The organism is Methylobacterium sp. WSM2598 (genome assembly GCF_000379105.1).
GTDB lineage: Bacteria > Pseudomonadota > Alphaproteobacteria > Rhizobiales > Beijerinckiaceae > Methylobacterium.
Genome location: NZ_KB900609.1, coordinates 4,996,060 through 5,019,677, shown reverse-complemented (window position 1 = coordinate 5,019,677; position 23,618 = coordinate 4,996,060). Strand labels below are relative to the sequence as shown.

Genomic DNA, 23,618 nt, shown 5'->3' with positions numbered 1-23,618 from the left:
ATCCCCCCGCCGCGGCGCCCGAGCGGCCCGGGGCGGGCCGTGCTTGAAGGAGCAAATGTAACGTTATAACGTTACGAAAGCCGCAGCCATGGTGACGGACGGGTCCGACGCCATCCCGGACACCGCCATGATCGTGCCCCGCGCCACCGCCCGCTCCGTCCTCGCCCTCCTCCTCGCGGCCCCGGCCGGGGCCGAGGAGATCCCCCTCGACGCGATCGAGGTCGCCGGCCGGCGCCCGGGCGAGCCCGGCCTGTCCCTCACGGCGCCGGCCCGCACGGGCAGCCGGCTCGACCTGACGCCCCTGCAGGTGCCCGCGAGCCTCGACGTCGTCGCGGGCGAGACGATCCGGGCGCGGGGCCAGACCAGCGTCGCGGACGCGGTCACGCAGAACGCCACCGGCATCACCAGCCTGGCCGCGCCCGGCAACGGCAACCTGTCCTTCGCCAGCCGGGGCTTCGCCGGCGCGGGCTCGGTGCAGCAGCTCTACGACGGCACGCGGCTCTATGTTGGGGCCGGCACCGTCACGTTCCCGTTCGATCCGTGGTCGGCGGAGCGGATCGAGGTGCTGCGCGGCCCCGCCTCGGTGCTCTACGGAGAGGGCGCGATCGGCGGCGTCATCAACGTGGTGCCCAAGCGCCCGGTCCTCGCGCCCCTCGGCGAGGCCCGGGCCGCCCTCGGCCCGGACGGCACCGCGCGGCTCGCGCTCGATTCGGGCGGGCCTCTCGGCGAGGCGGCCGCCTACCGGCTCGCGCTCAGCGGCAACCGCTCCGACGGCTTCGTCCGCCCGGACGGGGATCTGCGCAATCTCGCGCTCTCGGCCTCGCTGACGCGGCGGGTCGCGCCCGACCTCAGCGTCACGCTCTCGCAGGATCTCGGCGCCAGCGAGCCCAGCCGCTCCTGGGGCTCGCCGCTGATCGGCGGCCGCGTCCCGGCGCGGATCCGCTTCGTCAACTACAACGTCCAGGATTCGCGCATCGCCTGGCTCGACAGCTGGACGCAGGTCAAGGCCGAGTGGACGCCGCGCCCGGATTTCGCGGTCCGCAGCACCGCCTACCGGCTCTCCGCCGAGCGGCACTGGCGCGACGTCGAGCAGTACCGCTACGATCCGGCGACCGGGCGGGTCGTCCGCTCCGACTACATCGAGATCCTCCACCACCAGGAGCAGGTCGGGGCCCGCCTCGACGCGACCCTGCGCGGCAGCCTGTTCGGCCTGCCCCACGCGGTCGCGGTCGGCTTCGAGGTGAACCGCGTCGCCTTCGACCGCGACAGCAACACGCCCTTCGGCGGCGAGAGCACGGTCGACCTCCTGCGCCCGGTGCCCGGCGCCTTCCTCAATCTCGCGGGCACGCGCCGGGACATCGTCTCGCGCCTGAACCAGGCCGCGGTCTTCGCCGAGAGCCGTCTCGAAGTCTCGCCGCAGCTCGCCCTGGTCACCGGCCTGCGCTTCGATTCCCCCACCGTCGCGGTGGCGCGCCCGCTCGCCGCCGCCGCCTTCACGAGGACGTTCGACTCCCTCGGGACCCGGATCGGCGTCGTCTACGATCCGGTGCCCGGCCTCGCCCTCTACGCGCACTACGCGACCGCGGCCGATCCGCTCGGGAGCCTGCTGACCACCAGCGTCGCGCAGTCGCAATTCACCCTGGCGACGGGCGAGCAGGTCGAGGCCGGCGCCAAAGGGCTGTTCACCGAGGGCCTGTTCGCCGAGGGCCGGGGCGAGTGGACCCTCGCCGCCTACGCGATCACCAAGGACAACCTGCTGGTCCCCGATCCCGACCGCCCGACCCTCTCGCGGCAGGTCGGCCGGCAATCCTCGCGGGGGATGGAGGTGGCCCTGTCCTTCGCCCTCGACGAGCGCTGGCGCATCGACGCGAACCTCGCGCTGCTCCAGGCCCGCTACGACCGCTTCGCCCAGGCGGCGGGCGGGCGCGTCACCTCCTTCGCCGGCAACGTGCCGGTCGACGTGCCCGAGCGCGTGGCCAATCTCTGGATCGCCCACGCCTTCGCGCCGGGCTGGACCGCGCGGCTCGGCCTCAACGCGGTCGGGCCGGTGTTCGGCGACTTCGCCAACGCGGTGCGGCGGCCCGGCTACGCCCTCCTCCATGCGGGCCTCGACTGGCAGGTGACGCCGGATTCCCGCCTGTCCCTGCGCGCCACCAACCTCACGGACCGGATCTATGCCGTCTCGGGCAACGCGAATTCCTGGCTGCTCGGCCCGCCGCGCGCGGTCGAACTCGCCTACCGGGTGACGTTCTGACGTGGCCCCGCGCAAGCGCCTGACGCGCTGGCTCCATCTCGGCCATCGCTGGCTCGGCATCGCAGCCGGGCTGTTCGTGGCGACGTGGCTCCTGTCGGGGCCGGTGATGCTCTTCGTCGGCTTCCCGGCCCTGACCGAGGCCGAGCGGCTCGCGGCCCTGCCGCCCCTCGCCGTCGAGGCGGTGCGGCTCGGGCCGCAGGAGGCGCTGGCGCGCGCGGGGCTGACCGCCTTCCCGGAGCGCGTCACCCTGACCATGCGGGGCGCGGTGCCGGTCTACCGGCTGGGCCTGCCGGACGGGAGCGTCCGGGCGCTCTCCGCCGTCACCGGCGAGCCGGTGGCGCCGCTCACCGCCGCGGCCGCCCTCGCCCTCGCCCGCCGCCACCCGGCGGCCGGCGCGGTGCGCGATCTCGGGCGCGTCCGGCGCGACCAATGGACCGTGACGGCGCGCTACAACGCCCTGCGGCCCTTCCGGCGCGTCGCCCTCGGGGACGCGGCCGGGACCGAGCTCTACCTCTCCGAGGCGACCGGGGAACTCGCCCTCGACACGACCCGCCGCGAGCGGGTCTGGAACTGGCTCGGGGCGGTGCCGCACTGGCTCTATCTCACGCCCCTGCGGGCGCGGGCCGCCCTCTGGCGGGAGGCGGTGCTGTGGGTGTCGGGGCTCGCGCTCGCCGCGACGGCGAGCGGCTGGGCGATCGGCCTCCTGCGCCTGCGCCGCGGCCGGCCCACGCCCTATCGCGGCTGGCGGGCGTGGCACCACCTCGCGGGCGTGGCGGGCGGGCTCGCGCTCACGAGCTTCCTGCTCAGCGGCTGGCTGTCGGTGAACCCGAACCGCTGGTTCGGCCCCCGCATGCCCGACGCGGCGGCGCTCGCGCGCTACGCCGGCCCGGCGGCGGGTTTCCCGATCGCCCGCGAGGCGCTCGCCGCCGCGCCGCCCGGCACGGTCGAGCTGCGCTTCGGCTTCCTCGGCGGCGCGCCCCGGATCCTCGCGGCCGGCCCGGCCGGCGTGCGGCCCTGCTGCGGCACCGCCGTGAGCGAGGAGGCGATCCGGGCGGCGGCGCGCCACCTCGTGCCGGGGGCCGGCCTCGCGGCCGTGGAGCGGGTCGCGGCGCCCGACGCCTACTGGTCCGACCGCGGCGGGGCGCCGCGCCTGCCGGTGCTGCGCCTCGTTCTCGACGATCCCGCGGAGACCTGGATCCACGCGGACCCGGCGACCGGCGAGATCCTGGGGCGGCTCGACCGGAGCGGCCGGGCGCAGCGCTGGCTCTTCGACGCCCTGCACACGCTCGATGTCGGGCCGCTGCTGCGCCACCCCCCGCTCCGCCGGGGCGTGATCGCGGCGCTCTGCGGGCTCGGCCTGATCGTGGCGACGAGCGGCGTCGTGCTCGGCGGGCGCCGCCTGAGGGCCGTTTGGCGGCGGCGGGCCTGACGGCCCCGCGGGCCCGCCGGGAGGCGGCGCCCGCCCCTCAGCCCCGCTTCACCGCGAAGGGCGAGAAGGCCTGCATCACCGGCATCATCTGCATCCGGTTGATGTTGAGGTGGCGCGGCAGGGTGCAGGACCAGAAGATCGTCTCGGCGATGTCCTCGGCCGACATCGCCGCCACGCCCTCGTAGGTCTTGGCCGCCTTGGCGGCGTCGCCCTGGAAGCGCACCAGCGAGAACTCGGTCTCGGCCATGCCCGGCTCGATGTTGGTCACCCGCACGTTGCTGCCGAGGAGATCGGCCCGGAGATTGAGGGCGAATTGCTTCACGAAGGCCTTGGTGGCGCCGTAGACGTTGCCGCCCGGATAGGGGTAGTCGCCCGCCACCGAGCCCAGCAGCACCACGTGCCCCTCGTCCCGCGCCACCATGCCGGGCAGGAGCGCGCGGACCGTGTAGGCGAGGCCATTGACGTTGGTGGCGATCATCCGGTCCCAATCGTCGAGGTCGGCCTCCTGGGCGGGCGCGAGGCCGAGGGCGAGGCCCGCATTGGCGATGCAGACGTTCGGCGCGTCGAACCCGGCCGGCAGGGACTCGACCGCGGCGAGGACCGCGGCGCGGTCCGTGACGTCGAGTTCGAGCACGTGCAGCCGCTCGCCGAGTTCGGCCCTGAGCGCGTCGAGCCGGTCGCGGCGGCGGCCGGAGCCGATCACCCGCGCCCCCGCCTCCGCGAAGCGCCGGCAGAGGGCGGCGCCGAATCCGGCGGTCGCGCCGGTGACGAAGACGGTGAGGGTCTGAGGGTCCAGCATCGGGATCATCGCGGCGCGCTCCGGCTCTCTCGCCCGGCTCCGCGGCCGGACATCAGGCGAAGTGGGGCGCGCCGGCGCGAAGGCGACCGCGGGGCGCGGTGTCGGACGCCGGCGTCAGCGCAGCACGCCGCCCTCGGGCCGCAGGACGGGCGGCAGGGGCTCGCCGAGCGCGTCGCACACGATGCGCTCGATCCCGCGCAGCATCGCGTCGAGGGGCAGGTCGTTCGGCTCCAGGCCGAACGGCTCCTCCAGCTCGTCGCCGAGCACGTCGAGGCCGAAGAACGTGTAGGCCACCAGGGCGGCCACGGCGGGCGTCGCCCAGCCGAGCGAGGCCGCGAGCCCGAAGGGCAGGAGCAGGCAGTAGATCCAGGCCGTGCGGTAGAGCAGGAGCGTGTAGGCGAAGGGCAGCGGCGTCGACTGGATGCGCTCGCAGGCGGTGTGGATCTGCGACAGGGCGGCGACGCGCCCCTGCATCTGCGCGAACAGGATGTCGCTGAGGGCGCCCCGGCGCAGGGCCCCGGCGAGGTCGGCCGCGAGCGCCCCGAGCACCGCGTCGGTCGGGCTCGCCCGGCCCTCCAGGCGCTCGCCGTCCGGCAGCCAGGGCCGGGCCGCCGCCGCCTCGTCGGCGCTGCGCAGCCTCGCGTGCAGGGCGTGGGCGAAGCCCGCGACCCGCCGCAGGCACGCCCGCCGGGTCGCGGCCTCGGCCGGATCCTGCAGCAGGACGCCGATCAGCCGGACGAGGTCGCGCGTCTCGGCGATCAGGGCGCCCCATTGCTTGCGGGCCTCCCACCAGCGGTCGTAGCAGGAATTGTTGCGGAAGCTCAGGAAGATCGAGAGGGCGAGGCCCACCAGCGTGAAGGGACCGATCCCCTCCGGCCCCGGGAAGGATTGCGGCCAGTGCCGCTCGACCGCCACCACCAGGAAGGCGGCCGCCGTGATGCCGGCCACCTGCCGGATCACCTTCGGCAGGATCGAGCCCTGCAGCGTGAACAGAACCTGGATCAGGCCTGGACGGGGCCGGACGACCATCATGGACCTCGCGCGACGCGCGGCCCCGCAGGGACCGCGCGCCTGGTGGCCACGGCCGCGTGGCAGCCTCAAGGCGGGCCGGTCATCCGCCATCCGACGGATTGCTCCGCAATGCGGATGTCGGCTTCGCTCAATCGCCGCGCGGGCTTGGCATCCGACATCCGACGGATTGCTCCGCAATGCGGATGTCGGCTTCGCTCAATCGCCGCGCGGGCTTGGCATCCGACATCCGACGGATTGCTTCGCCATCTCCCATTTCGGCAATGCGGATGTCGGCCTCGCTCAAACGCCGCGCGGGCCTGTCATCCTCTGTCCGGACGTGATCGTCCGGACAGAGGATCACTCCCGCGAGGCCGACTTGACCGCCGACATGTTGACGGCGGTGACGCGGCGGTTCTCGGGCGCGGTCGGGCGGGCCGCGTCCTTGAGGTGGCGCTTGCCGTAGCCCACCGCCACGAGGTTCGCCGCCGGCACCCCGTAATTGTGCACGATGTACTGCTTGACCGCCTCCGCCCGGCGCTCCGAGAGCACCTGGTTGCCGTGGTCGGAGCCGTTGGCGTCGGTGTGGCCGACGATCAGGATGACGCTGCCGGACATCTGCGGCCGGGACAGCGTGGCCCCCAGCACCTTCACCACCGGCAGCGCCTTCGGGCCGATCTGGGCCGAGTTGTAGGCGAAGGGCACGTCGAGGTCGATGCTCGGACGGTCGGCGGCGGCGGCGGCGAGGCGCTCGCGCTCCGTGTCCGAGAATCCGGTCCGGTTGCGCAGCGTGTCCAGGAAGGCGCGGCCCTCGCTGCCCGCGTCGCCGCGCACCCCGAGGGTCAGGCCGCGGGTCAGGGGCCGGGGCGACAGCGCCGCCAGGATCTGCTCCTCCGTCACCGCCTGCGCCCGGGCTCCCGCCACGGTGCACAGGAGCGTCAGCGCGGAGAGGAAGGCGGCCCGGCACGGGCCGCGGGACGGGTGTTCGGACGATCGCAACATGGGCATCTCCTCTCGAGTGCTCCGACGGCGGGGGCGCGGCGGGCCTCGCCCTTCCTCAGCAGCCGCCCCTCCTCAGCAGCCGCCCTTGCACTGCACGCCGGCCTGGGCCGGAGCCGGGGCGATCGGGGGCACGAAGCCGCCGAGGGCGAGCAGGAACGCGATGGCGAGCGTGGTGAACAGGCGCATGGCAAGCCTCTTGGCGCTGAGCTCGCCGCGCGGGCGGCCGGAGGGGACCTCTCCCCTCGCCTCAGCCCCGGCGGCAACACCCACAGGCTACGCGCATTCCCCGCGCGCGCCGGTGCGCTCCCGCACCGGCGCGGGCCGTCAGGTCCTGATCTCGTTGATCCGCGCCACGAGGTGCCGGATCTTGCAGGCCGAGGCGGCCTGCCCGGCATTCGAGCCGCCGTGAAGGTCGAAATCATACAGGGCGTCGCAGTGCAGCCGGTCGTACTCCTCGAAGGCGGCCTGCGCGGCCAGGAAGGCCTTGCGCCACGCCTCGGCATCGGCCGCCCCCGCGAGGCTGCCGGGGCTCGCGGCGCGGCGCCCCACGGCGTCGATCGCGGCGAGCTTGCGCGCCACCTCCTCCTTCATCCGCGCCCGCAGCGCCTTGGCGGCGTCGTCGAGGCAGGCGCCCTTCTGGTACTCGGGCAGCTTCGGTGCGGCGCAGCGGCGGAAGATCGGGGCGGCCGACAGGGGATCTGCCGGCCCGTAGGGATCCTCGGCGGCCTGCCCCGCCGTGGCGGTCATCGTCAGGAGAACCAGGATCGTCGCGCCGCGCATGGATCGCCCCCGCTCGCGACCGAGCTTGACCGAAAATCCACGGCCCGCAACCGCCGACGCGCGCCCGTTCACAGGGGCGCGTCCGCGGGGCCGAGGACCTTGGGCTGCCCATTCATTACTCACGGTCATTCAACCATCCTTAAGACGATGACGTAAGGATTTCGGTAGCCAGAATCGGGCTCCGTCTCCCGCGCACCGAGAAGATTCGCTGAGAGCGGACCGGATGCACGGGCCGGAGCCCCCTCAGAGAGCGAGCTGGAAGGAATGGACGTCCTTCTCGTCGATGACAGCGCCGCGATGCAGCTGGCGCTGCGCCGCCACTTCTCCGCCTACCCGGACCTCAGCGTCAGAGCGATGGCGGACGCGCGCAAGGCCCTGACCGAGGCGCGGATCCGCGCCTTCGACCTCATGCTCGTCGACTACCACATGCCGGGGATGGACGGGATCTGCTTCATCCGGAAGGTGCGGGAGATCCCGCATTACGCGCAGGTCCCGATCGTGATGATCACCAGCGACGTGACGGATGAGATCAAGCAGGCGGCGCTGGAGGCGGGCGCCACCGACTTCCTCGCCAAGCGCACCCGCGGCGTCGAGCTCACGGTGCGCCTGCGCAACTTCATCCGGCTCGCCTCCGCGGTGCGGCGGCTGGAGGACCGGGCGACCTGGCTGGCGGGCGAGGTCGAGCGGGCGCTGCGCCACACGCGCGAGCGCGAGGCGGAGATCATCTTCCGGCTCGCGCTCGCCGTCGAGTATCGCGACAACGACACCGGCGGCCACACCCTGCGGGTGGCGCGCTACAGCCAGATCATGGCCGCCGAGATGGGGCTCGACCCGGAATTCTGCCGGCAGCTCTACCTCGCCGCCCCGCTCCACGACGTCGGCAAGGTCGCGGTGCCGGACGGGATCCTGCTCAAGAAGGGCCGCCTCGACGAGAACGAGTTCGCGGTGATCCGCGACCACACGGTGATCGGCAAGCGCATCCTGGGCGACTCGTCGGGCGCGCTGATCCGGCTCGCGGCGGAGATCGCCGAGGCCCATCACGAGAAATGGGACGGCAGCGGTTACCCGAACGGCTGGGCCGGCGAGGCGATCCCGCTCTCGGCGCGCATCGTGGCGGTGGCGGACGTGTTCGACGCGCTCACCTCGGAGCGGCCCTACAAGGAGGCGATGCGCTTCGAGGAGGCTCGGGAGCGCATCCGGGAACTCGCCGGCAGCCATTTCGATCCGGCCTGCGTGGAGGCCTTCCTGCGCCGCTGGGACGATATCCGGGCGGTGACCGCGGCGGAGCGGGGCTCGGACCTGTACGCCATGGCGCACGGCACGGAGCCGTGGGAGCGCGTGCCCGAACTCCTGCGGGAGCTCGCGGAGGAGCCGCCCCCGAAGGCGGCCTCGCGCTCCTGATCCGCTGTCCGGACGATCACATCCGGAACGCGGATGACGCGCCCGCGCGGCGCCTGAGCGACGCCGACATCCGCATGGCCGACATGGGAGATGGCGAGGCCATCGATCGGATGTCGGATGATCCGGGATCCGCCGGATGGAAGCCTGATCCGGCACCGCCCTGCCCGGCGGTCCCGGCGCCCAGGCCCGCGTCCGGTGTGCAGCGGGAGCAGAACGATCGATGGCGATCGCGGCAGTGCGGCCGACGGCGGTGGTGCTCGCGCGTTCGTCGAGGAGGATCCAGGCCGGACAGGCCCGCGCCCGCGTCCACGGGCCGGGATTCCGGCGCCGTGAGCGGCCGGAACGCGAAAGGATGGTCCCCCCTTCAGTCGGGCGGCCGGTAGCCGGGCGTGGTCGCGGCGCGGGCGGCCGCCTCGGCCGCGACCCGGTCGAGGATGCTCCCGCGCAGCGAGGGGCTCGCGGCGAGGTAGTAGATCTCCCACCCCACGGACAGGAAGGTGAGGCCGAAGCGCTCGGCCGCGGCCCGCGCCCCGAGGCCCGCATCCGCCGCGCCCGACGCGATCACCGCCGCCACGGCCTGATGCGTGAACTCCTCGACCGCGCAGCCCGCCAGGCGGTCGGGCGGGATTCCGTGTTCGGCGAGCAGGCGGTCGAACCAGCGCCGGGTCCCCGACCCCTTCTGGCGGTAGACGACGCGCACGCCCTCGGCGGCGAGGTCGGCCACCCTCCGGATGCCGAGCGGGTTGCCGGGCGCGAGCAGCAGCCCCTGCTCCCGCTCCATGAGCCGGAGGAGCACGAGGCCCGGATCGGCCGCCAGCGCCGCGAAGGGCGGACCGGCCTCGGCCGGGGCGAGCGGGCCGCAATGGAAGCCCGCCACGTCCGCCCGCCCGTCCGCGACGCGCGCCGCCGCCTCCTCGCTGCCCACCACCTCCACCTCGCCGGCCCGGAGGTCCCGCAGCACCGCCATCAGCAGCGGGTCGTGGCTCGCCGCGATCCGCAGCGGGCGCGGGCCACCGCCGATCAGGTCGCGCAGGCGCAGGTCCAGGACGCGGGACTCGCGGGCGAGCGCCGGCTCCACGCCCGCGGCGGCGGCCGCCAGGGCGTCCCGCAGGGCCGAACCGGCGGGGGTCAGGACGGAGCCGTGCCCCCGCGTCTTCTGCACCAGGGAATGCCCGAACCCGGCCTCGAGCGCGCGCAGCCGGTCCCAGGCGGCCCGGTAGGACAGGCCGAGCTCCGCCGCGAGGCCCTGCACGGAGCCGCTGCGCGCGATCGCGTCGAGCAGCGCGGCCGCATCCGCGACCGCCATCGCGCGGGTCCCGAGCCGGATCATGCCCCCGAGGGCGAGCGTCACCGTCAGCGCCGGGCCTTCGGAAGCGTCATGCATATTGAGACCGCCAGAACGGTGGTATACTGCCGATGCGCCCGGCGACGGGCGGCGCTGCGGACCGTGATGCCGGTGTCAAACGCGATCCCTCCCTCGCTCGATCAGGCCGCGGCGCCCGGGCCGTCATCCTTCGCAGCATCGCGGCGGGGTGGCCAGATCCGGGCGATTTCGTATGGCGGGGCCCCGGCGGAGGCGGGGCGGGACTCCTCGCGGCTGCCCTGCGGCTGGGTGCTCGACGGGGGCCTTCGCCTGTTCCGGGGCGACGGGGCGCGGGTCGGCCGCTCGGCGGCGGCGCTCAAGCTCCTCCTCGCCCTGGCCGTGACCGCGGAGGAGGACGGCTCGGCCCTGCTCTCCTGCGCGCAGCTCGCCGCTCTGGCGGGGCTCACGCAATCGCTGATCGTCTCGGGCAAGCGCCTCCTCGCGGATTACGGCCTCGTGCGCGTCGAGGCCGAGGGCCGGCGGACCCGCCTCGCCCTGACGCGCTACGGGCCGGACCATAGGGCCGCCCGCATCCGCCACGATCCCGCCTATCGGGCCAACCCGGCGGCCGAGATCCGGGGCCTGCGCGCCCTCTCCTGCCGCCGGAGCGGCCATCTCGACGCGCTCAAGCTCTACATCCTGCTCTGCGCCCTCGCGGGCGAGGAGGGCGCCCGCGAGGGCGCGCAGGGCGGCCCGGTCGCCCTGCCGGCCGGCCTCGCGGCGGACCTCCTGAACCTGACGATCCTGCGGCTCTCGGCGGCCCTCGCCCTGCTCCGGGACCAGGGGCTCGCGGAGCTCGGGGACGCGCGACCGGACATGCTCCTCGCGCGCCCGCTGCCGCTGCCGTGAGCCGGAGTCGCGCGGGCCCGGGAGGCCGGTCGTGATCGCGGCCGAGCGGCGGCTGCTGCGCCACCTCGCGCGGGCGGAGGGCTGGGTCGGCCTCGCGGACCTGAAGCGCCAGCGCCTCCTCGACGACGGCACCGGTCTCCTGGTACCCAATTTAATGGCGCGCGGCCTCGTGGATTACCGGGCGGACAGCCAGGACCTGCGCCTCACCGCGGCCGGCCGCGCGGCCGCCGCGGCGGCGTCCCCGGGCAGGGGCTGAGGACTGCCCCCGGGCGGGGCGAGCGCGCGACGGTCACAGGCCGGGCAAAGATCCGGCGCGAAGGAGGGGAGACGACCTGATGGATGCCGAGCTTGCCGAGTCGCTGCCGCGCCCGGGCGCGGCGCCGGGCCCGCTGTCGCGGGAGGCCATCGTCGCGCGGGCGGGATTCAACCGCTGGCTCGTGCCGCCGGCGGCGCTCGCGATCCACCTCTGCATCGGCATGTCCTACGGGCTGTCGGTGTTCTGGCTGCCGCTGTCGCGGGCGCTGAGCACCGGCCAGCCGGCCCCGGCGGCCTGCCCGGAGATGAGCCTGCTCGGCGCCCTCGTCACCACCACCTGCGACTGGCGCGTCAGCGACCTCGTGGTGGTGTTCTCGATCGGCATCGTGATGCTCGGCCTCTCGGCGGCCCGCCGGACATCGAAAGGGGCTCCGCCTCTCGGGAGGGGCCGGGCCACCGGTCGACGCCGACGCGGCAGAGCCCGGGCTCCGGCCCGCGCCGGCCCGGGCGCCCCTGCGGAACAGCGCCGGCCCCGGTCCGTTGGTCCGGCAGCATCCCCGCGGCGATCCCGGCGGGGACCCCGATTCCGGACCGAGGAGATTCCGCCATGCGCGCCCGCGCGGTCGGCCTTGTGCTCGCCCCCCTCCTGCTCGCGGCCGGTGCGGCGCTCGCGCAGCCGTCGGGGCCCTTCTTCGACGAGGACGGCCCCGCCGTCACCGGCAGCCTGCGGGGGGAACCCGGCTGGGGCTACTACCCGCCCCGCACGGGTCCGCGCGTCTGCCAGAAATGGTGCGAGGCCGACCTCGTGCCCTGCGACCCGCCGAACTTCAAGATCGCCGACGGCCGCTGCCGGCCGAATTCCGGCGGGCGGTTCTGAAGCCTGCATCCCCGGCCGCGGCCCGCCCGCCGCGGGCCCTCCCGCGTCGCGTCAGGAGCTGACCCCGCAATGATCGATTTCCCGAAGCCGCCCTTCAGCCGCCAGAAGCCGATCCCGATGCCCGGCCGCGACGCCGAGATGGATCCGAGGCCCGATTACGGCGAGGGCCACTATCGCGGCTCGGGCCGGCTGGCGGACCGCAAGGCCATCATCACCGGGGCGGATAGCGGGATCGGCAAGGCCGTGGCCCTCGCCTTCGCCCGCGAGGGCGCCGACGTGCTGATCAGCTACTACGACGAGCACGACGACGCCCGCGAGGCGGCGCGGCTCGTCGAGGAGGCCGGCCGCAAGGCGGTGCTGGTGCCGGGCGACATCAAGGACCCGGCCCATTGCCGGGCGATCGTCGAGAAGGCGGTGGCGGCCTTCGGCCGGGTCGACGTGCTCGTCAACAACGCCGCCCATCAGGCGACCGTGCAATCGGTCGAGGACCTCAGCGACGAGGAATGGGACGTCACCTTCCGCACCAACATCCACGCGATGTTCTACCTCGTGAAGGCGGCCCTTCCCCACATGCGGCCGGGCAGCGCGATCGTGAACACGACCTCGATCAACGCCGACACGCCGAGCCCGCAGCTCCTCGCCTACGCGACGACCAAGGGCGCGATCCAGAACTTCACCGGCGGCCTGGCCCAGCTCCTGGCCGAGAGGAACATCCGGGTGAATTGCGTCGCCCCCGGCCCGGTCTGGACGCCGCTGATTCCCTCGACGATGCCCAGGGAGAAGTTCGAGCAGTTCGGCAAGCAGGTGCCGATGCAGCGGCCGGCCCAGCCCTGCGAGCTCGCGCCGATCTACGTCATGCTGGCGGCCGAGGAGGCGAGCTACGTCTCGGGCGCCACGGTCGCCGTCACGGGCGGCAAGCCGCTGATCTGACCGCGGGAGGCGGCCCGTCGACAAGTCTCTCCGAGCCGCCGGGACGCCTCACGACTTGTGAGGAATTTGGCCTCTACCTCATCTGGATGATGACGGCCGGGGATGGATGCGGCGTCATCTGAGGGTTGCAACGAGAGTTCGTCGCGGGCGCGGCCCGATCAGGCGAACCGGCGGCGGGACCGCGCTCGCGACGGGCGCGGATCCGGCCGGCACCCACAGGAGAGGACACCCGATGCGCCTGATCCGCCTCGCTCCGCTCGCGCTGCTCGCGACCGCCCTCGCCGCCCCGGCCGGCGCCGAGGACCTGCCCCGGGAAGCGAGCTTCCGCATCACCTACACCTCCACCAACCCGGTCCCGGGCAAGCCGGTCCAGCTCGGGCCGACCCGCAGCCACGCGGTCGGCGTGAGCATCATGGCGGCGGTGAACCAATCCGGCGGCAAGCTCCTCCACAACATGGCCGGGCGCTGCAGCAGCAGCGCGATGTTCGACAGCGATGCCAAGACGTTCGAGAACCAGGGCTACTGCGACTACGTCGATGCCGACGGCGACCACGTCTACGAGCGCTACGCCTTCGCGCCGCAGCCGATGAGCGCGCGGCTGAAGGGGACCGGCGAGTGGATCGGCGGCACCGGCAAGTTCACGGGCCTGTCGGGCAGCTTCGACATCCAGGCGAGCCGCCTCTCGCCCCTCGCCGAGGGCGTCGCCCAGAGCGTGGGCGAGAAGACCGGCACCTACGTGATCCGGGACAAGGTCGCGGACGCCAAGTAGCGGACCTCAAGGAGCGGACGCCAAGGAGCGGACCTTGGGCGGCGCTCCCCCGAGAAGCGCACCCCTTCCGATACGCGAAGCGGCGCCGCAGCGATGCGGCGCCGCTTCGCGCGCGCTCAGGCGCGCAGGATCAGGACAGCAGGCCCCGCGCGTTCGCCGCCTCGGCCCGCGCGATGCTGCCGAGGGCGAGGCGCATCACGGTCTGGCCGGTCTCGTCGCGCACCTTCAGGGCGAGGTCGGCGGCCTGCCCGCAGGGGAGCGGGCCGCTCGCGCAGGAGCGCAGGGCCAGCATCGCCTCGGCATGCGCCGCCCGCACGTCCGCCAGGACGACCCCGACATCGTCCCGGGCGTCGAAACCCTCGGCTTCCAGGTCGAAGAAGTAGCGGTGCACGGCCATCCCCCAATTCGCGCTGCCATGGAAGCCCGGAGCGGCGGCCCTTCGCCTTCGCACAGGCTGACCTGCGCTGCGATGCAAGAGCCGTTCCGCGGCGCATCAATTGCTTAGGTAGCACGGCCGGGCGCCTCGGCGAGGGGCAGATAACCCCATCTTACCCGCGCCCAGTGAACCGCCCCGGCACCTCGCGGGCGCGGCCCTTTGCGGTAAGGTGGGGTTCGGCAGGAGGAGATCCCGGATGGTCTATCGCCACGTCGTCGGCCCTCGGACCTGGCTGTTCGCCGACCTCGCCGAGCTGATGGCGAAGGCGAGCCCAATCCGCTCCGGCGACCGCCTCGCCGGCCTCGCGGCGGGGAGCGCCGAGGAGAGCGTGGCGGCCCGCTGGTGCCTCGCCGAGGTGCCGCTCGCCGACCTGATCAACCGCCCGCTGATCCCCTACGAGGCGGACGACGTCACGCGCCTCATCCTCGACAGCCACGACGCGGCGGCCTTCGCGGCGATCGCCCACCTGACCGTCGGGGATTTCCGCGAGTTCCTGCTCACGGCGGACGCGGCCGCGCTGGCGCGGATCGCCCCCGGCATCACGCCGGAGATCGCCGCGGCGGTGTCGAAGATCATGCGCAACCAGGACCTGATCCTGGTCGCCCGCAAGTGCCGGGTGGTCACGCGCTTCCGCAACACGATCGGCCTGCCCGGCACCATGGCGGTGCGCCTCCAGCCCAACCACCCGGGCGACGATCCGGCCGGCATCACCGCGGCGATCCTCGACGGGCTCGCCTATGGCTGCGGCGACGCGGTGATCGGCATCAACCCGGTCTCGGATTCGGTGCAGGCGATCAGCCGCCTGCTCCACCTCCTCGACGACCTCATCGCCCGCCTGGAGATCCCGACCCAGGGCTGCGTGCTCACCCACGTCACCACGACCCTGGAGGCGATTCGGCGGGGCGTGCCGGTCGACCTCGTCTTCCAGTCGATCGCCGGCACGCAGGCGGCGAATGCCTCCTTCGGCGTCACCCTGCCGCTGCTTGCCGAGGCACGGGAGGCGGCGCTCTCGCTCAAGCGGGGCACGCTCGGCGAGGACGTGATGTATTTCGAGACCGGCCAGGGCTCCGCCCTCTCGGCCGACGCCCATCACGGCATCGACCAGCAGACCCTGGAGGCGCGGGCCTACGCGGTGGCGCGCGCCTTCCGGCCGCTCCTCGTCAACACGGTGGTGGGCTTCATCGGGCCCGAATACCTCTACGACGGCAAGGAGATCATCCGGGCCGGGCTGGAGGATCACTTCTGCGGCAAGCTGATGGGCGTGCCGCTCGGCTGCGACGTCTGCTACACGAACCACGCCGAGGCCGACCAGGACGACATGGACACGCTCCTGACCCTGCTCGGCGCGGCGGGCGTGAGCTACGTCATGGGCGTGCCGGGGGCCGACGACGTGATGCTGAACTACCAATCGACGTCGTTCCACGACCAGCTCTACCTGCGCGAGGTGCTCGGCCTGAAGCGGGCGCCGGAATTCGCCGCCTGGCTCGCGCGGATCGGGCTGGCGGACGCGGCCGGGGCGCTCCTGCCCGGGGGCGCCAGGCCGCTCCTCGCCGCCGCCCCGGGGCTCGCCGCGTGAGCGCCGACGAGACCGTGCGCCCCGCGCAGGCCAAGCCCCCGGAAGAGGCCGTGCCCCCGGAGGAGGCCAAGCCCCCGGAGGAGGCCCTGACCGCGGAGGAGGCCTGGGGCCGGCTCAAGGCCCTCACCCCCGCCCGGATCGGGCTCGGCCGCGCCGGTTCCGGCCTGCCGACCCGGGAGGTGCTCGCCTTCGCGCTCGCCCACGCGCAGGCGCGCGACGCGGTCCACGCGCCCCTCGACGCGGCGGCCCTGCGCGCCGGGATCGAGGGGCTGGGGCTGCCGGTGCTGGCGATCGCCTCGCGGGCGCCCGACCGCGCCACCTACCTGCGCCGGCCGGATCTCGGGCGGCAGCCCGACCCGGAGGACCTCGCGCGGCTCGCCGCCGCGGCCGGGGATCCGGTCGACCTCGCGATCGTGGTGGCGGACGGGCTCTCGGCCCGGGCGGTGCACGAGGGGGCGGTGCCGCTCCTCGCCGCCCTCGCCCCGGCCATCGCCGGCTCGGGCTGGAGCCTCGCGCCGATCGTGCTGGCCGAGCAGGCCCGGGTCGCGCTCGGCGACGCGGTCGGCGCGGCGCTCAGGGCCCGGGCCGTCGCGGTGCTGATCGGCGAGCGGCCCGGCCTCTCCTCCCCGGACAGTCTCGGGATCTACCTCACCCTCGATCCCCGCCCCGGCCGCACCGATGCGGAGCGCAACTGCCTCTCGAATGTCCGCGCCGCCGGCCTGAGGCCGGACCTCGCCGCCTTCAAGCTGCACTGGCTCCTCGGCGAGGCGTTCCGGCGCGGGCTCACCGGCGTGGCCCTCAAGGACGAGAGCGACCGGCTCCTCGGGAGCGACGCCGCCGCCCCGCTCACGGCGCCGCCTTGAACTCCCCTTCGAGCCGCAGGCTCACCTCGTCGCCGAGGGCCGGAAGGAAGGCCGTCATGCCGAATTCGGAGCGGCGGAGCACCGCCCGCCCGTCGAACCCCACCGTGTAGGTCTTGTCGACCGGGTGGATGCCGGCTTGGTTGAAGGTCACGTCGAGGACGATGGGCTTCGTCGTGCCCCGCAGGGTGAGGTCGCCCGTCACCCGCGCGGTGGTGGGGCCGGTCGGCTCCACGGCCCGGCTCTCGAAGGTGGCGGTCGGGAACCGCTCCGCGTCGAAGAAGTCCGGCCCGCGCAGGTGGGCGTTCAGCGCCTCGTGAAGCGCGTTCACGCTCGCGGTCGCGACCCGCACGCTGAGCCGGCTCTGGGCGGGCGCCTTCGGGTCGAGGCTGAGATCCCCGGCCACGTCGGTGATCTGGCCGTAATAGGTCGAGTAGCCGAGATGGCTCAGCGACCACGTGATCTTGCCGTGGGCGGCGTCGAGCCGGTAGTGCCCCGCCCGCACCTGGGTCGGGTCGGCGGAGGGCGGAGCGACGGCCTCCTCGGCCGCCGCCGGCAGCGCGAGCGCGACGAGGAGGCAGGCGAGCACGGTCGCACGCTTCATGCGGTCACCTTGTGGGTTCGGGCGGGGTCGCCGATATGGCCCGGATCCCATCCCACGAACAGGCCGGCGGCTCAAGGACGGGCCGCCCCCAACGGAACCCCATGATCGGCAAGCTGAAGGGTGTGGTCGATTCCTACGGCGAGGATTTCGTGATCCTCGACGTGCACGGCGTCGGCTACGAGGTACATTGCTCGGCGCGCACGCTGCAGCGGCTGCCGCCGGCCGGCGAGGCGACGGACCTCGCCATCGAGACGGTGGTCCGCGAGGACATGATCCGGCTCTACGGCTTCCGATCGGACGCGGAGCGGGAATGGTTCCGCCTGCTCCAGACCGTGCAGGGGGTCGGCACCCGGGTGGCGCTCGGCCTGCTCTCGGTGCTGGAGCCGGCCGAGCTCGCCACCGCCATCGCCACCGGCGACAAGGGCGCGGTCGCCCGCGCCCCGGGCGTCGGGCCGCGGCTCGCCGCCCGCCTGGTCGCCGAATTGAAGGACAAGGCGCCGGCCTTCGCCCCGGTCGATCCGGCGCTCGTGCGCCTCGCGGGCGCGGTCGAGGCGCGCACCGCGCCCCAGCCGGTGGCGGACGCGATCTCCGCCCTCGTCAATCTCGGCTACCCGCAGGCCCAGGCCTCGGCCGCCGTCGCGGCGGCCCTCCAGAGCGCGGGGGCCGAGGCGGAGGCCAAGACGCTGATCCGCCTCGGCCTGCGCGAACTCGCCCGGTAGCCGCCGTCGCGGGCCCGCCCGGACACGACAAGCCTCGCGGGGGGAGCCGGAATCAGGCCGCCTGCGCGGGCGCCTGCCGGGGCACGCCGGCCGCGGCGCGGGGGAGTTCCAGGCGCGCGGCGAGGCCCCGCGGGCTGCGATTGGCGAGGGTCAGGCGCCCGCCGTGGGATTGCGCGATCGCGTGCGCGATCGCCAGGCCGAGGCCGAAGCCGCCGGCCTCGTTGAGGGTGCGCGCCCGGTCGCCGCGCACGAAGGGCTCCAGCATCGCGGCCTGCTCCTCCTCCGGGATGCCCGGCCCCTCGTCCAGCACCTCCACGGCCACGGCCTGCGGCCCCGCCGGGACGAGGCGCACGGTCGCCCCGCCGCCGTACTTCACCGCGTTGTCAACGAGGTTCGTGAGCGCCCGCTGCAATTCGTCGGGGGCGCCCTTGACCAGGCTCGGCCGGAGCCCCTCCGCCCGCACCTCCTGGCCCACATCCGCGAAGCCGTCGCAGACCGTCTGCACCACCGAGGCGAGGTCGACGAGGGCGAGCCCCTCCCGGCTGCGCCCGTCGCGCACGAAGGAGAGCGCCGCCTCCACCAGCGCGTTCATCTGGTCGAGGTCGCGCAGGAACTGCGCCCGCAGGGTCTCGTCCTCCAGGAACTCGGCGCGCAGGCGCAGCCGGGTGATCGGCGTGCGCAGGTCGTGGCTGATCGCCGCCAGCATGTGGGTGCGGTCGTCGACCAGGCGCTTGACCCGGGCGCGCATGCGGTCGAGGGCCCGCGACACCGCCAGCACCTCCTCGGGACCCGCCTGCGGCAGGGGCGCGAGGTCCATGTCGGTCCCGAAGGCCTCCGCGGCGCCGGCGAGGCGCTGGAGCGGGGCGGCGAGCGCCCGCGCGGCCCAGACCGACAGCAGGGTGAGGCTGAGCGCCAGGAAGACCAGGGTGGCGATGATCGCCCCGGTGAGCGGCGTGCGCCGCTCGTAGCGGGGCGGCAGGTCGGCCGCGGCCACGAGGCCGCGGCCGCGGATCACGAGCTGGCGCGGGCGGTCGTCCCCGGGGACGATGCGCCCGACGCTCTCGACCCGCCACGCCTCCCCGAGGGCGCGCTGCAATTCCTCGGCCTCGGTGCTGTCGTGCGTCCGCGCCGGGGCGGCCTCGTCCGGCAGCACGGTCAGGCGCAGGCCGGTCGGGCCGCGGCCGGCCGCCTGCGCGATGGCGGGCCGCTCGCCCGGGCTCGCCGCGGCGAGCATCCGCACCACCAGGGCGAGGCGGTTCGCCAGCGCCCCCGGATGCTCCTCCAGCCGCCGCAGCTCGGGCCGCATCAGCAGGAAGGCCACCATCAGCACCACGTGCGTGACCACGATGGCGGCGACGACCAGGATGGCGATCTGCCCGGCGATGCGCCGGGTGAGGCGCACGGGCTCGCTCACGGCCGCCCCCTCACGCCCGCACCACGTCGGGCGTGAAGACGTAGCCGCCCGAGCGGATGGTCTTGATCATCTCCGGGTTGCGCGGGTCGCGCTCGATCTTCTGACGGATGCGGCTCACCAGCACGTCGATGCTGCGCTCGAAGGGGCCCGGCGCGCGGCCCTGGGTCAGGTCGAGGAGCTGGTCGCGGGAGAGCACCCGGCCCGGGCGCAGGCACATGGCGTGCAGGAGGTCGAACTCCGCCGCGGTGAGCGCCACCTGGGCGCCGTCCGGGTTGAGGAGTTGGCGCAGGCCGGCGTCGAGCACGAAGCCCGCGAAGGAGAGCCGGCGCACCTCCTCGTCCCGGGCCGCGCCGCCGTTGGCGCCGCCCCGGCGCAGCACCGCCCGGATGCGGGCGAGGAGTTCGCGCGGGTTGAAGGGCTTGGCGAGGTAATCGTCCGCCCCGAGTTCGAGCCCGACGATGCGGTCGATCTCCTCGCTCTTGGCGGTGAGCATCAGGATCGGCACGGACGAGTGCGCCCGCAGGCGCCGGCAGACCGAGAGCCCGTCCTCCCCCGGCAGCATCAGGTCGAGGACGATGAGGTCGACCCGCGAATCGGCCAGCAGCCTGTCCATCTCGCGGGCGTCGCCCGCGAGGGAGACGCGCAGGTCGTTGCCGCGCAGGTAGCGGGCGACGAGCTGGCTGATCTCGCGGTCGTCCTCGACGAGGAGAATATGCGGCGTGCTGGTCACGCCCACCTTATGCCCGAGGCGGATCCCGGCTTGAAGCAGCGGAATTGCGTCGGAGTGTTTCTGCGGCCTGCGCCGGACACAGAGCGAAAGAATCGGCCCGCCAAGTGGGCGATTAGGCCCGCCAAGCGGGCGATTCGGCCCGCCGAGCGGGCGATTCGGCCCGGGCGGATTGCGGGGCGGGCCGGTTTGTCCCATCTGCCGGGGACGGCCCGCGAGCCCAGGAGATCACCGTGCAGTCCCAGAACCGCTTGCTCGACGATTTCGCCCGCCTGATGACCGACGCCGCCGGGGCGGCCCAGGGCGTCCGCCGCGAGGCCGAATCGGTGGTGCGCGCTCAAGTTGAGCGCTTCCTGCGCGACATGGACGTGGCCTCCCGCGAGGAGGTCGAGGTGCTGCGCGACCTCGTGACGGCCCTGCGCGGGCAGAACGACGCGCTCGCCGCCCGCGTGGCGGTGCTGGAGGCGAGGGCCGGGATCGGCGCCGCCGAGGCGCCCTCCGCCGGCCCCTCCGCCGATCCCTCCACCAAGCCCCCCGGCGCCGCGCCCACCGCGTGAGCCCGGCTTATTCACAGAAAGCTTCGGTGGATGGCGTCGTGACGCCCCGCCTCCCCCGGAGTTTTCGCTTTGAGTCTGCCGAGTCCGCCGGGCTATAGTGGCCTCACGCCTGATTCGCCGTCGCCAAGGGGAGACAAGTCGGCCGTTAAGCTCATCGCCTGCGGGCCAATACGTGCCGGGGATGCGATCTGCTTTCACCTCGACGTCGCTGTCCGCGTCCCGTGACGCCCCTCCCGCTCGGACGAGCCAAGAACCGGATCGCCATGACCCAATTGCACATCGTCGACCTTGAGCGCGCCGAGCACCCGCTCGATGTCGTCGAACGCCTCGCCTCCCTGCGCGACTGGATCTTCGACCGGGCCGAGACCGACGAGATGTCGGTGGCGGTCGCGGGCAAGTGGGCGGAGTACCACGTGGCCTATACGTGGATCGAGGACGTGGAGGCGCTGCACGTCGCCTGCGCCTTCGACCTCAAGGTCCCGCCCCGGCGCCGGTCGGAGGTGCTGCAGCTGGTCTCGATGGTCAACGAGCAGCTCTGGGTCGGGCATTTCGACCTCTGGAGCGGCGAGGACGTGGTGATGTACCGCCACGCCCTGCTCCTCACCGGCGGCGCCGAGCCGACGCACCGCCAGTGCGAGATGATGCTCAAGACGGCCATCGACGCCTGCGAGCGCTACTTCCAGGCCTTCCAGTTCGTGGTCTGGGCCGGCAAGACCGGCCGCGAGGCCCTCGACGCCGTGCTGTTCGAGACCGAGGGCGAGGCCTGAGACGGGCCCGCCGCCCGGACCATCGATGCTTCGGTCGGACGCGCCGGAACCCGAAAGATCCTCGCCCTACCGGAAGGCCAGCGGCACCGAGAAGCTCTGCTGGGCCACGCTCACGCCGGCCGGCGCGGCCGGGACCGCGCTGCCCGGGGCGGCCGCCGCCAGGGCGGCGGCGTCGAGGCTGCTGTTGCCGCTGCTGCTCATCAGCGACGCGCCGACGATCCGGCCCGCGCGCGAGACCGTGAAGCGGATCGTCACCGTGCCGGTGCCGGCCCCGGCCCGCGCCCGGGCCTGGATCGCCCCGCGGATCTGCGCCCCCCAGGCGCGGAGCGCGCCCGGATCCGAGGCCGCCGCGGCCGCCTGCCCGCCCATCGGCACCCGCGCGCTGGTCGCGGCCGCCCGCTGACGGCGCTCCGGCTCGGTGGCGCGCTCGGCGGCCCGGGGCCGGGGCGCCTCGCGGGTCACCTCCCGGATCGGCTTCGGCGGCGGCTTGCGCGCCTGCTCGACGGGTTTCGGCATCTCCACCGGTCTGGCCACGGGTTTCGGGGGCACCGGCTTGGGCGGTACCGGCTTGGGCGGCACCGGCTTGGGCGGCACCGGCTTGGGCGGCATCGGCGGCTCGACCGGGCGCGCCACCACGGCGGGCGGGGCCGGGGCGAGCGGCGCCTGCTCGTTCGTCGAGGTGATGACCTGCTCCTCGGGCGGCTTCACCGCCTGGACCGCCTCCGGGGGCCGCGCCTCGGTCACCGCCTCGGGCGGCGGCGCCTCGGTCACGGCCTCGGCGGGCGCGGCCTCGGTCATCGGCTGGGGTGCCGCGAGCGCGGTCTCCGGCGGGGTCACCGCCTGGATCTCGGGCGGCGCCTCGGCCGTCGGGGGTTCGGCGGGCGGCTCGACGGGCTTCTGCTCCGCCGGCAGGTCGGCCGGGGGCGGCGTCGTCACGACGTCGTTGGCCTCGGTCGGCACCTCGACGGGCGCGGGACTCGGGGCGAGGTCGATGGTGATCTCGCTCTCGCCGGGCGGCGCCCCGCCGCGCCACGCCATCATCGCGCCGAGCGCCCCCGCGTGCAGGGCGAGCGCCACCAGGAAGGCGAGGGCGAGGCCGGGACCCGGCTCGTCGGGTCCCCGCGTGGTCGCGTGGCTGCTCATGCGGCTACCGGGCGGCGGGCGCCGGAGCGGCCGCCAGGGGAGCCCCGTTGGGGGCGTTGGCGATCAGCGAGACCTTGGCGAAGCCCGCCTGGCCGACGAGGCCCATCACCTCCATGACCTTGCCGTAGGGCACGTCCTTGTCGCCGCGCACCAGCACGGTCTGGCCGGGATCCTCGGCGGCGGCGGCCCTCAGCCGGGCGAGCGCCCCCTCGGGCGGCAGCGGCTCCTTGGCCAGGAAGGCGTTGCCGTCCTTGTCGACCGAGACCACCACCGGCTTCTTGGGCTCGGAGGTCCTGGCGGCGGCGGTCTTGGGCAGCTGCACCGGCACGCCGACCGTCATCAGCGGGGCGGCCACCATGAAGATGATCAGCAGCACCAGCATCACGTCGACCATCGGCGTGACGTTGATCTCGGAGAGCGGGGCGGCCTCGAAGCCGTCCTCGTCGGCGGCGCCGGACTGGAGCGGGCCCATGCCCATGGGGCGGCCTCCCTACTCTGCGGCGCTGCGGGCGGCGTGGGGGCCGCGGTCGCGGGCGAGCCGGTTGCCCAGGGTGCCGATCGCCGCCGCGAAGGTGGATTGCAGCTTGGCGAGGTCGCCCGAGAGCTTGTTGTAGGCGACGACGGCGGGGATCGCGACCACGAGGCCGATCGCGGTGGCGAAGAGCGCCTCCGCGATGCCCGGCGCCACCACGGCGAGGCTGGTGTCCTGGCTCTTCGCGATCGACGCGAAGGAATTCATGATGCCCCAGACGGTGCCGAACAGCCCGACGAAGGGCGCGGCCGAGCCGGAGGTGGCGAGGAGCGGCAGGCCGACCTGCAGGCGCTTGAGGTCGAGGGCCAGCGCCGCCCGCATGGCGCGCTCGATGCGCTCGCGCCGCTCGGCCCGCGTCTCGGAGGGATCCTGGTCGCGCCACGCCTCCTGGGCCGCCGCGACGACCCGGGCGGCGATGCCGCGGCCCGCCTCGAGCGGCCCGCCGGTCGCCACCATGCGGGCGAAGGCCCGCGCCTGGCGGCGCGCCGCGGCCAGCCGGATCGCCTTCTCGACGATCACCGTCCAGCACGCCACCGAGGCCAGCACGAGGAGGATCATCACCCCCTT

The 23,618-nt window shown here is 74.3% G+C and carries 24 protein-coding genes and 2 pseudogenes; 14 read left to right on the top strand and 12 right to left on the bottom strand.

Features of this window, described 5'->3' with window-relative positions; genetic code table 11:
• The first annotated feature begins 88 nt into the window (after positions 1 to 88).
• A complete protein-coding gene (locus MET2598_RS0123690) occupies positions 89 to 2,254 on the top strand; it encodes a TonB-dependent receptor (RefSeq protein WP_018262600.1) in 2,166 nt (721 codons plus the stop codon).
• A gap of 1 nt (position 2,255) precedes the next feature.
• Positions 2,256 to 3,683 carry a peptidase gene (locus MET2598_RS0123685; RefSeq protein WP_018262599.1) on the top strand — a complete coding sequence of 476 codons (1,428 nt, stop codon included), beginning with the start codon at positions 2,256 to 2,258 and terminating at the stop codon, positions 3,681 to 3,683.
• Between the two features lie 37 nt (positions 3,684 to 3,720).
• On the opposite strand, the gene MET2598_RS0123680 is transcribed toward MET2598_RS0123685, so the two are convergent.
• The 4 genes from MET2598_RS0123680 to MET2598_RS0123660 all read right to left on the bottom strand — a co-directional run bounded on the left by MET2598_RS0123680 (position 3,721) and on the right by MET2598_RS0123660 (position 7,272).
• Complete coding sequence (locus tag MET2598_RS0123680) at positions 3,721 to 4,491, bottom strand: SDR family NAD(P)-dependent oxidoreductase (protein ID WP_012330804.1); 771 nt, start codon at positions 4,489 to 4,491, stop codon at positions 3,721 to 3,723.
• Between the two features lie 105 nt (positions 4,492 to 4,596).
• Positions 4,597 to 5,511, bottom strand: coding sequence for a bestrophin family protein (locus MET2598_RS0123675; protein ID WP_012330805.1), 915 nt, complete (start codon positions 5,509 to 5,511; stop codon positions 4,597 to 4,599).
• Positions 5,512 to 5,850: 339 nt separating this feature from the next.
• On the bottom strand, positions 5,851 to 6,492 hold the full coding sequence (locus MET2598_RS0123670) for an OmpA family protein (protein ID WP_018262598.1): 642 nt from the start codon (positions 6,490 to 6,492) through the stop codon (positions 5,851 to 5,853).
• Positions 6,493 to 6,816: 324 nt separating this feature from the next.
• Entirely contained in the window at positions 6,817 to 7,272 is a 456-nt protein-coding gene (locus MET2598_RS0123660; protein WP_018262597.1) for a lysozyme inhibitor LprI family protein, read from the bottom strand.
• Between the two features lie 264 nt (positions 7,273 to 7,536).
• On the opposite strand from MET2598_RS0123660, the gene MET2598_RS0123655 reads away from it, so the two are divergent.
• Positions 7,537 to 8,673 (top strand): HD-GYP domain-containing protein, encoded by a 1,137-nt coding sequence (locus tag MET2598_RS0123655; RefSeq protein WP_018262596.1) that lies wholly within the window; start codon positions 7,537 to 7,539, stop codon positions 8,671 to 8,673.
• 364 nt (positions 8,674 to 9,037) lie between these two features.
• Here the strand turns inward: MET2598_RS0123655 and MET2598_RS0123650 are convergent, their stop codons facing one another.
• Positions 9,038 to 10,057, bottom strand: a complete 1,020-nt coding sequence (locus MET2598_RS0123650) for a substrate-binding domain-containing protein (protein ID WP_012330810.1) — start codon at positions 10,055 to 10,057, stop codon at positions 9,038 to 9,040.
• A 66-nt stretch (positions 10,058 to 10,123) separates the two neighbouring features.
• Here MET2598_RS0123650 and MET2598_RS0123645 point away from each other — a divergent pair, with 66 nt between their 5' ends.
• The 6 genes and pseudogenes from MET2598_RS0123645 to MET2598_RS0123620 all read left to right on the top strand — a co-directional run bounded on the left by MET2598_RS0123645 (position 10,124) and on the right by MET2598_RS0123620 (position 13,716).
• Positions 10,124 to 10,885 (top strand): hypothetical protein, encoded by a 762-nt coding sequence (locus tag MET2598_RS0123645; RefSeq protein WP_026190914.1) that lies wholly within the window; start codon positions 10,124 to 10,126, stop codon positions 10,883 to 10,885.
• A gap of 31 nt (positions 10,886 to 10,916) precedes the next feature.
• Entirely contained in the window at positions 10,917 to 11,141 is a 225-nt protein-coding gene (locus MET2598_RS0123640; RefSeq protein WP_018262593.1) for a hypothetical protein, read from the top strand.
• Positions 11,142 to 11,220: 79 nt separating this feature from the next.
• Positions 11,221 to 11,550, top strand: a pseudogene (locus tag MET2598_RS43015) (MFS transporter); the annotation flags it as partial.
• A 197-nt stretch (positions 11,551 to 11,747) separates the two neighbouring features.
• Entirely contained in the window at positions 11,748 to 12,017 is a 270-nt protein-coding gene (locus MET2598_RS0123630) for a hypothetical protein (RefSeq protein ID WP_012330813.1), read from the top strand.
• Positions 12,018 to 12,086: 69 nt separating this feature from the next.
• Positions 12,087 to 12,947, top strand: a complete 861-nt coding sequence (locus tag MET2598_RS0123625; protein WP_012330814.1) for a glucose 1-dehydrogenase — start codon at positions 12,087 to 12,089, stop codon at positions 12,945 to 12,947.
• A 232-nt stretch (positions 12,948 to 13,179) separates the two neighbouring features.
• Positions 13,180 to 13,716, top strand: coding sequence for a hypothetical protein (locus tag MET2598_RS0123620; RefSeq protein ID WP_012330815.1), 537 nt, complete (start codon positions 13,180 to 13,182; stop codon positions 13,714 to 13,716).
• Between the two features lie 130 nt (positions 13,717 to 13,846).
• Here the strand turns inward: MET2598_RS0123620 and MET2598_RS0123615 are convergent, their stop codons facing one another.
• On the bottom strand, positions 13,847 to 14,113 hold the full coding sequence (locus MET2598_RS0123615; RefSeq protein ID WP_012330816.1) for a DUF6894 family protein: 267 nt from the start codon (positions 14,111 to 14,113) through the stop codon (positions 13,847 to 13,849).
• Positions 14,114 to 14,348: 235 nt separating this feature from the next.
• Here MET2598_RS0123615 and MET2598_RS0123610 point away from each other — a divergent pair, with 235 nt between their 5' ends.
• Positions 14,349 to 15,728 carry an ethanolamine ammonia-lyase subunit EutB gene (locus MET2598_RS0123610; protein WP_018262591.1) on the top strand — a complete coding sequence of 460 codons (1,380 nt, stop codon included), beginning with the start codon at positions 14,349 to 14,351 and terminating at the stop codon, positions 15,726 to 15,728.
• 50 nt (positions 15,729 to 15,778) lie between these two features.
• Entirely contained in the window at positions 15,779 to 16,591 is an 813-nt protein-coding gene (gene eutC, locus MET2598_RS0123605; protein WP_198293072.1) for an ethanolamine ammonia-lyase subunit EutC, read from the top strand.
• On the opposite strand, the gene MET2598_RS0123600 is transcribed toward eutC, so the two are convergent.
• Positions 16,575 to 17,192 carry a YceI family protein gene (locus MET2598_RS0123600; RefSeq protein WP_018262589.1) on the bottom strand — a complete coding sequence of 206 codons (618 nt, stop codon included), beginning with the start codon at positions 17,190 to 17,192 and terminating at the stop codon, positions 16,575 to 16,577. The genes eutC and MET2598_RS0123600 overlap by 17 nt on opposite strands.
• 101 nt (positions 17,193 to 17,293) lie before the next feature.
• On the opposite strand from MET2598_RS0123600, the gene ruvA reads away from it, so the two are divergent.
• Positions 17,294 to 17,911 (top strand): Holliday junction branch migration protein RuvA, encoded by a 618-nt coding sequence (gene ruvA / locus MET2598_RS0123595; RefSeq protein WP_012330819.1) that lies wholly within the window; start codon positions 17,294 to 17,296, stop codon positions 17,909 to 17,911.
• A gap of 52 nt (positions 17,912 to 17,963) precedes the next feature.
• Here ruvA and MET2598_RS0123590 read toward each other — a convergent pair whose 3' ends face one another.
• Entirely contained in the window at positions 17,964 to 19,325 is a 1,362-nt protein-coding gene (locus MET2598_RS0123590) for an ATP-binding protein (RefSeq protein WP_018262588.1), read from the bottom strand.
• A 10-nt stretch (positions 19,326 to 19,335) separates the two neighbouring features.
• Positions 19,336 to 20,061, bottom strand: a complete 726-nt coding sequence (locus MET2598_RS0123585) for a response regulator (RefSeq protein WP_018262587.1) — start codon at positions 20,059 to 20,061, stop codon at positions 19,336 to 19,338.
• Positions 20,062 to 20,285: 224 nt separating this feature from the next.
• On the opposite strand from MET2598_RS0123585, the gene MET2598_RS0123580 reads away from it, so the two are divergent.
• Complete coding sequence (locus MET2598_RS0123580) at positions 20,286 to 20,609, top strand: accessory factor UbiK family protein (RefSeq protein ID WP_018262586.1); 324 nt, start codon at positions 20,286 to 20,288, stop codon at positions 20,607 to 20,609.
• A gap of 263 nt (positions 20,610 to 20,872) precedes the next feature.
• Entirely contained in the window at positions 20,873 to 21,376 is a 504-nt protein-coding gene (locus MET2598_RS0123575; protein ID WP_012330823.1) for a YbjN domain-containing protein, read from the top strand.
• A gap of 66 nt (positions 21,377 to 21,442) precedes the next feature.
• Here the strand turns inward: MET2598_RS0123575 and MET2598_RS0123570 are convergent, their stop codons facing one another.
• The 3 genes and pseudogenes from MET2598_RS0123570 to MET2598_RS43875 all read right to left on the bottom strand — a co-directional run.
• Entirely contained in the window at positions 21,443 to 22,519 is a 1,077-nt protein-coding gene (locus MET2598_RS0123570) for a TonB family protein (protein WP_018262585.1), read from the bottom strand.
• 4 nt (positions 22,520 to 22,523) lie between these two features.
• The gene (tolR, locus tag MET2598_RS0123565) at positions 22,524 to 22,997 is read right to left on the bottom strand and encodes a protein TolR (RefSeq protein ID WP_012330825.1); all 474 of its coding nucleotides are present in this window, start codon (positions 22,995 to 22,997) and stop codon (positions 22,524 to 22,526) included.
• Between the two features lie 111 nt (positions 22,998 to 23,108).
• Positions 23,109 to 23,372 (bottom strand): annotated as a pseudogene (locus MET2598_RS43875) (MotA/TolQ/ExbB proton channel family protein); the annotation flags it as partial.
• Positions 23,373 to 23,618: the final 246 nt, after the last annotated feature.

What these genes read in the sequence shown, in the direction of transcription:
- MET2598_RS0123625 (WP_012330814.1), top strand. Translation starts at nt 12,087, where the DNA reads ATGATCGATTTCCCGAAGCCGCCCTTCAGCCGCCAGAAGCCGATCCCG.
- MET2598_RS0123610 (WP_018262591.1), top strand. Translation starts at nt 14,349, where the DNA reads ATGGTCTATCGCCACGTCGTCGGCCCTCGGACCTGGCTGTTCGCCGAC.
- MET2598_RS0123675 (WP_012330805.1), bottom strand. Translation starts at nt 5,511, where the DNA reads ATGGTCGTCCGGCCCCGTCCAGGCCTGATCCAGGTTCTGTTCACGCTG.
- MET2598_RS0123655 (WP_018262596.1), top strand. Translation starts at nt 7,537, where the DNA reads ATGGACGTCCTTCTCGTCGATGACAGCGCCGCGATGCAGCTGGCGCTG.
- MET2598_RS0123660 (WP_018262597.1), bottom strand. Translation starts at nt 7,272, where the DNA reads ATGCGCGGCGCGACGATCCTGGTTCTCCTGACGATGACCGCCACGGCG.
- MET2598_RS0123630 (WP_012330813.1), top strand. Translation starts at nt 11,748, where the DNA reads ATGCGCGCCCGCGCGGTCGGCCTTGTGCTCGCCCCCCTCCTGCTCGCG.
- MET2598_RS0123600 (WP_018262589.1), bottom strand. Translation starts at nt 17,192, where the DNA reads ATGAAGCGTGCGACCGTGCTCGCCTGCCTCCTCGTCGCGCTCGCGCTG.
- tolR (WP_012330825.1), bottom strand. Translation starts at nt 22,997, where the DNA reads ATGGGCATGGGCCCGCTCCAGTCCGGCGCCGCCGACGAGGACGGCTTC.
- MET2598_RS0123650 (WP_012330810.1), bottom strand. Translation starts at nt 10,057, where the DNA reads ATGCATGACGCTTCCGAAGGCCCGGCGCTGACGGTGACGCTCGCCCTC.
- MET2598_RS0123575 (WP_012330823.1), top strand. Translation starts at nt 20,873, where the DNA reads ATGACCCAATTGCACATCGTCGACCTTGAGCGCGCCGAGCACCCGCTC.
- MET2598_RS0123615 (WP_012330816.1), bottom strand. Translation starts at nt 14,113, where the DNA reads ATGGCCGTGCACCGCTACTTCTTCGACCTGGAAGCCGAGGGTTTCGAC.
- ruvA (WP_012330819.1), top strand. Translation starts at nt 17,294, where the DNA reads ATGATCGGCAAGCTGAAGGGTGTGGTCGATTCCTACGGCGAGGATTTC.
- MET2598_RS0123645 (WP_026190914.1), top strand. Translation starts at nt 10,124, where the DNA reads ATGCCGGTGTCAAACGCGATCCCTCCCTCGCTCGATCAGGCCGCGGCG.
- MET2598_RS0123670 (WP_018262598.1), bottom strand. Translation starts at nt 6,492, where the DNA reads ATGTTGCGATCGTCCGAACACCCGTCCCGCGGCCCGTGCCGGGCCGCC.
- MET2598_RS0123690 (WP_018262600.1), top strand. Translation starts at nt 89, where the DNA reads ATGGTGACGGACGGGTCCGACGCCATCCCGGACACCGCCATGATCGTG.
- MET2598_RS0123570 (WP_018262585.1), bottom strand. Translation starts at nt 22,519, where the DNA reads ATGAGCAGCCACGCGACCACGCGGGGACCCGACGAGCCGGGTCCCGGC.
- MET2598_RS0123620 (WP_012330815.1), top strand. Translation starts at nt 13,180, where the DNA reads ATGCGCCTGATCCGCCTCGCTCCGCTCGCGCTGCTCGCGACCGCCCTC.
- MET2598_RS0123680 (WP_012330804.1), bottom strand. Translation starts at nt 4,491, where the DNA reads ATGATCCCGATGCTGGACCCTCAGACCCTCACCGTCTTCGTCACCGGC.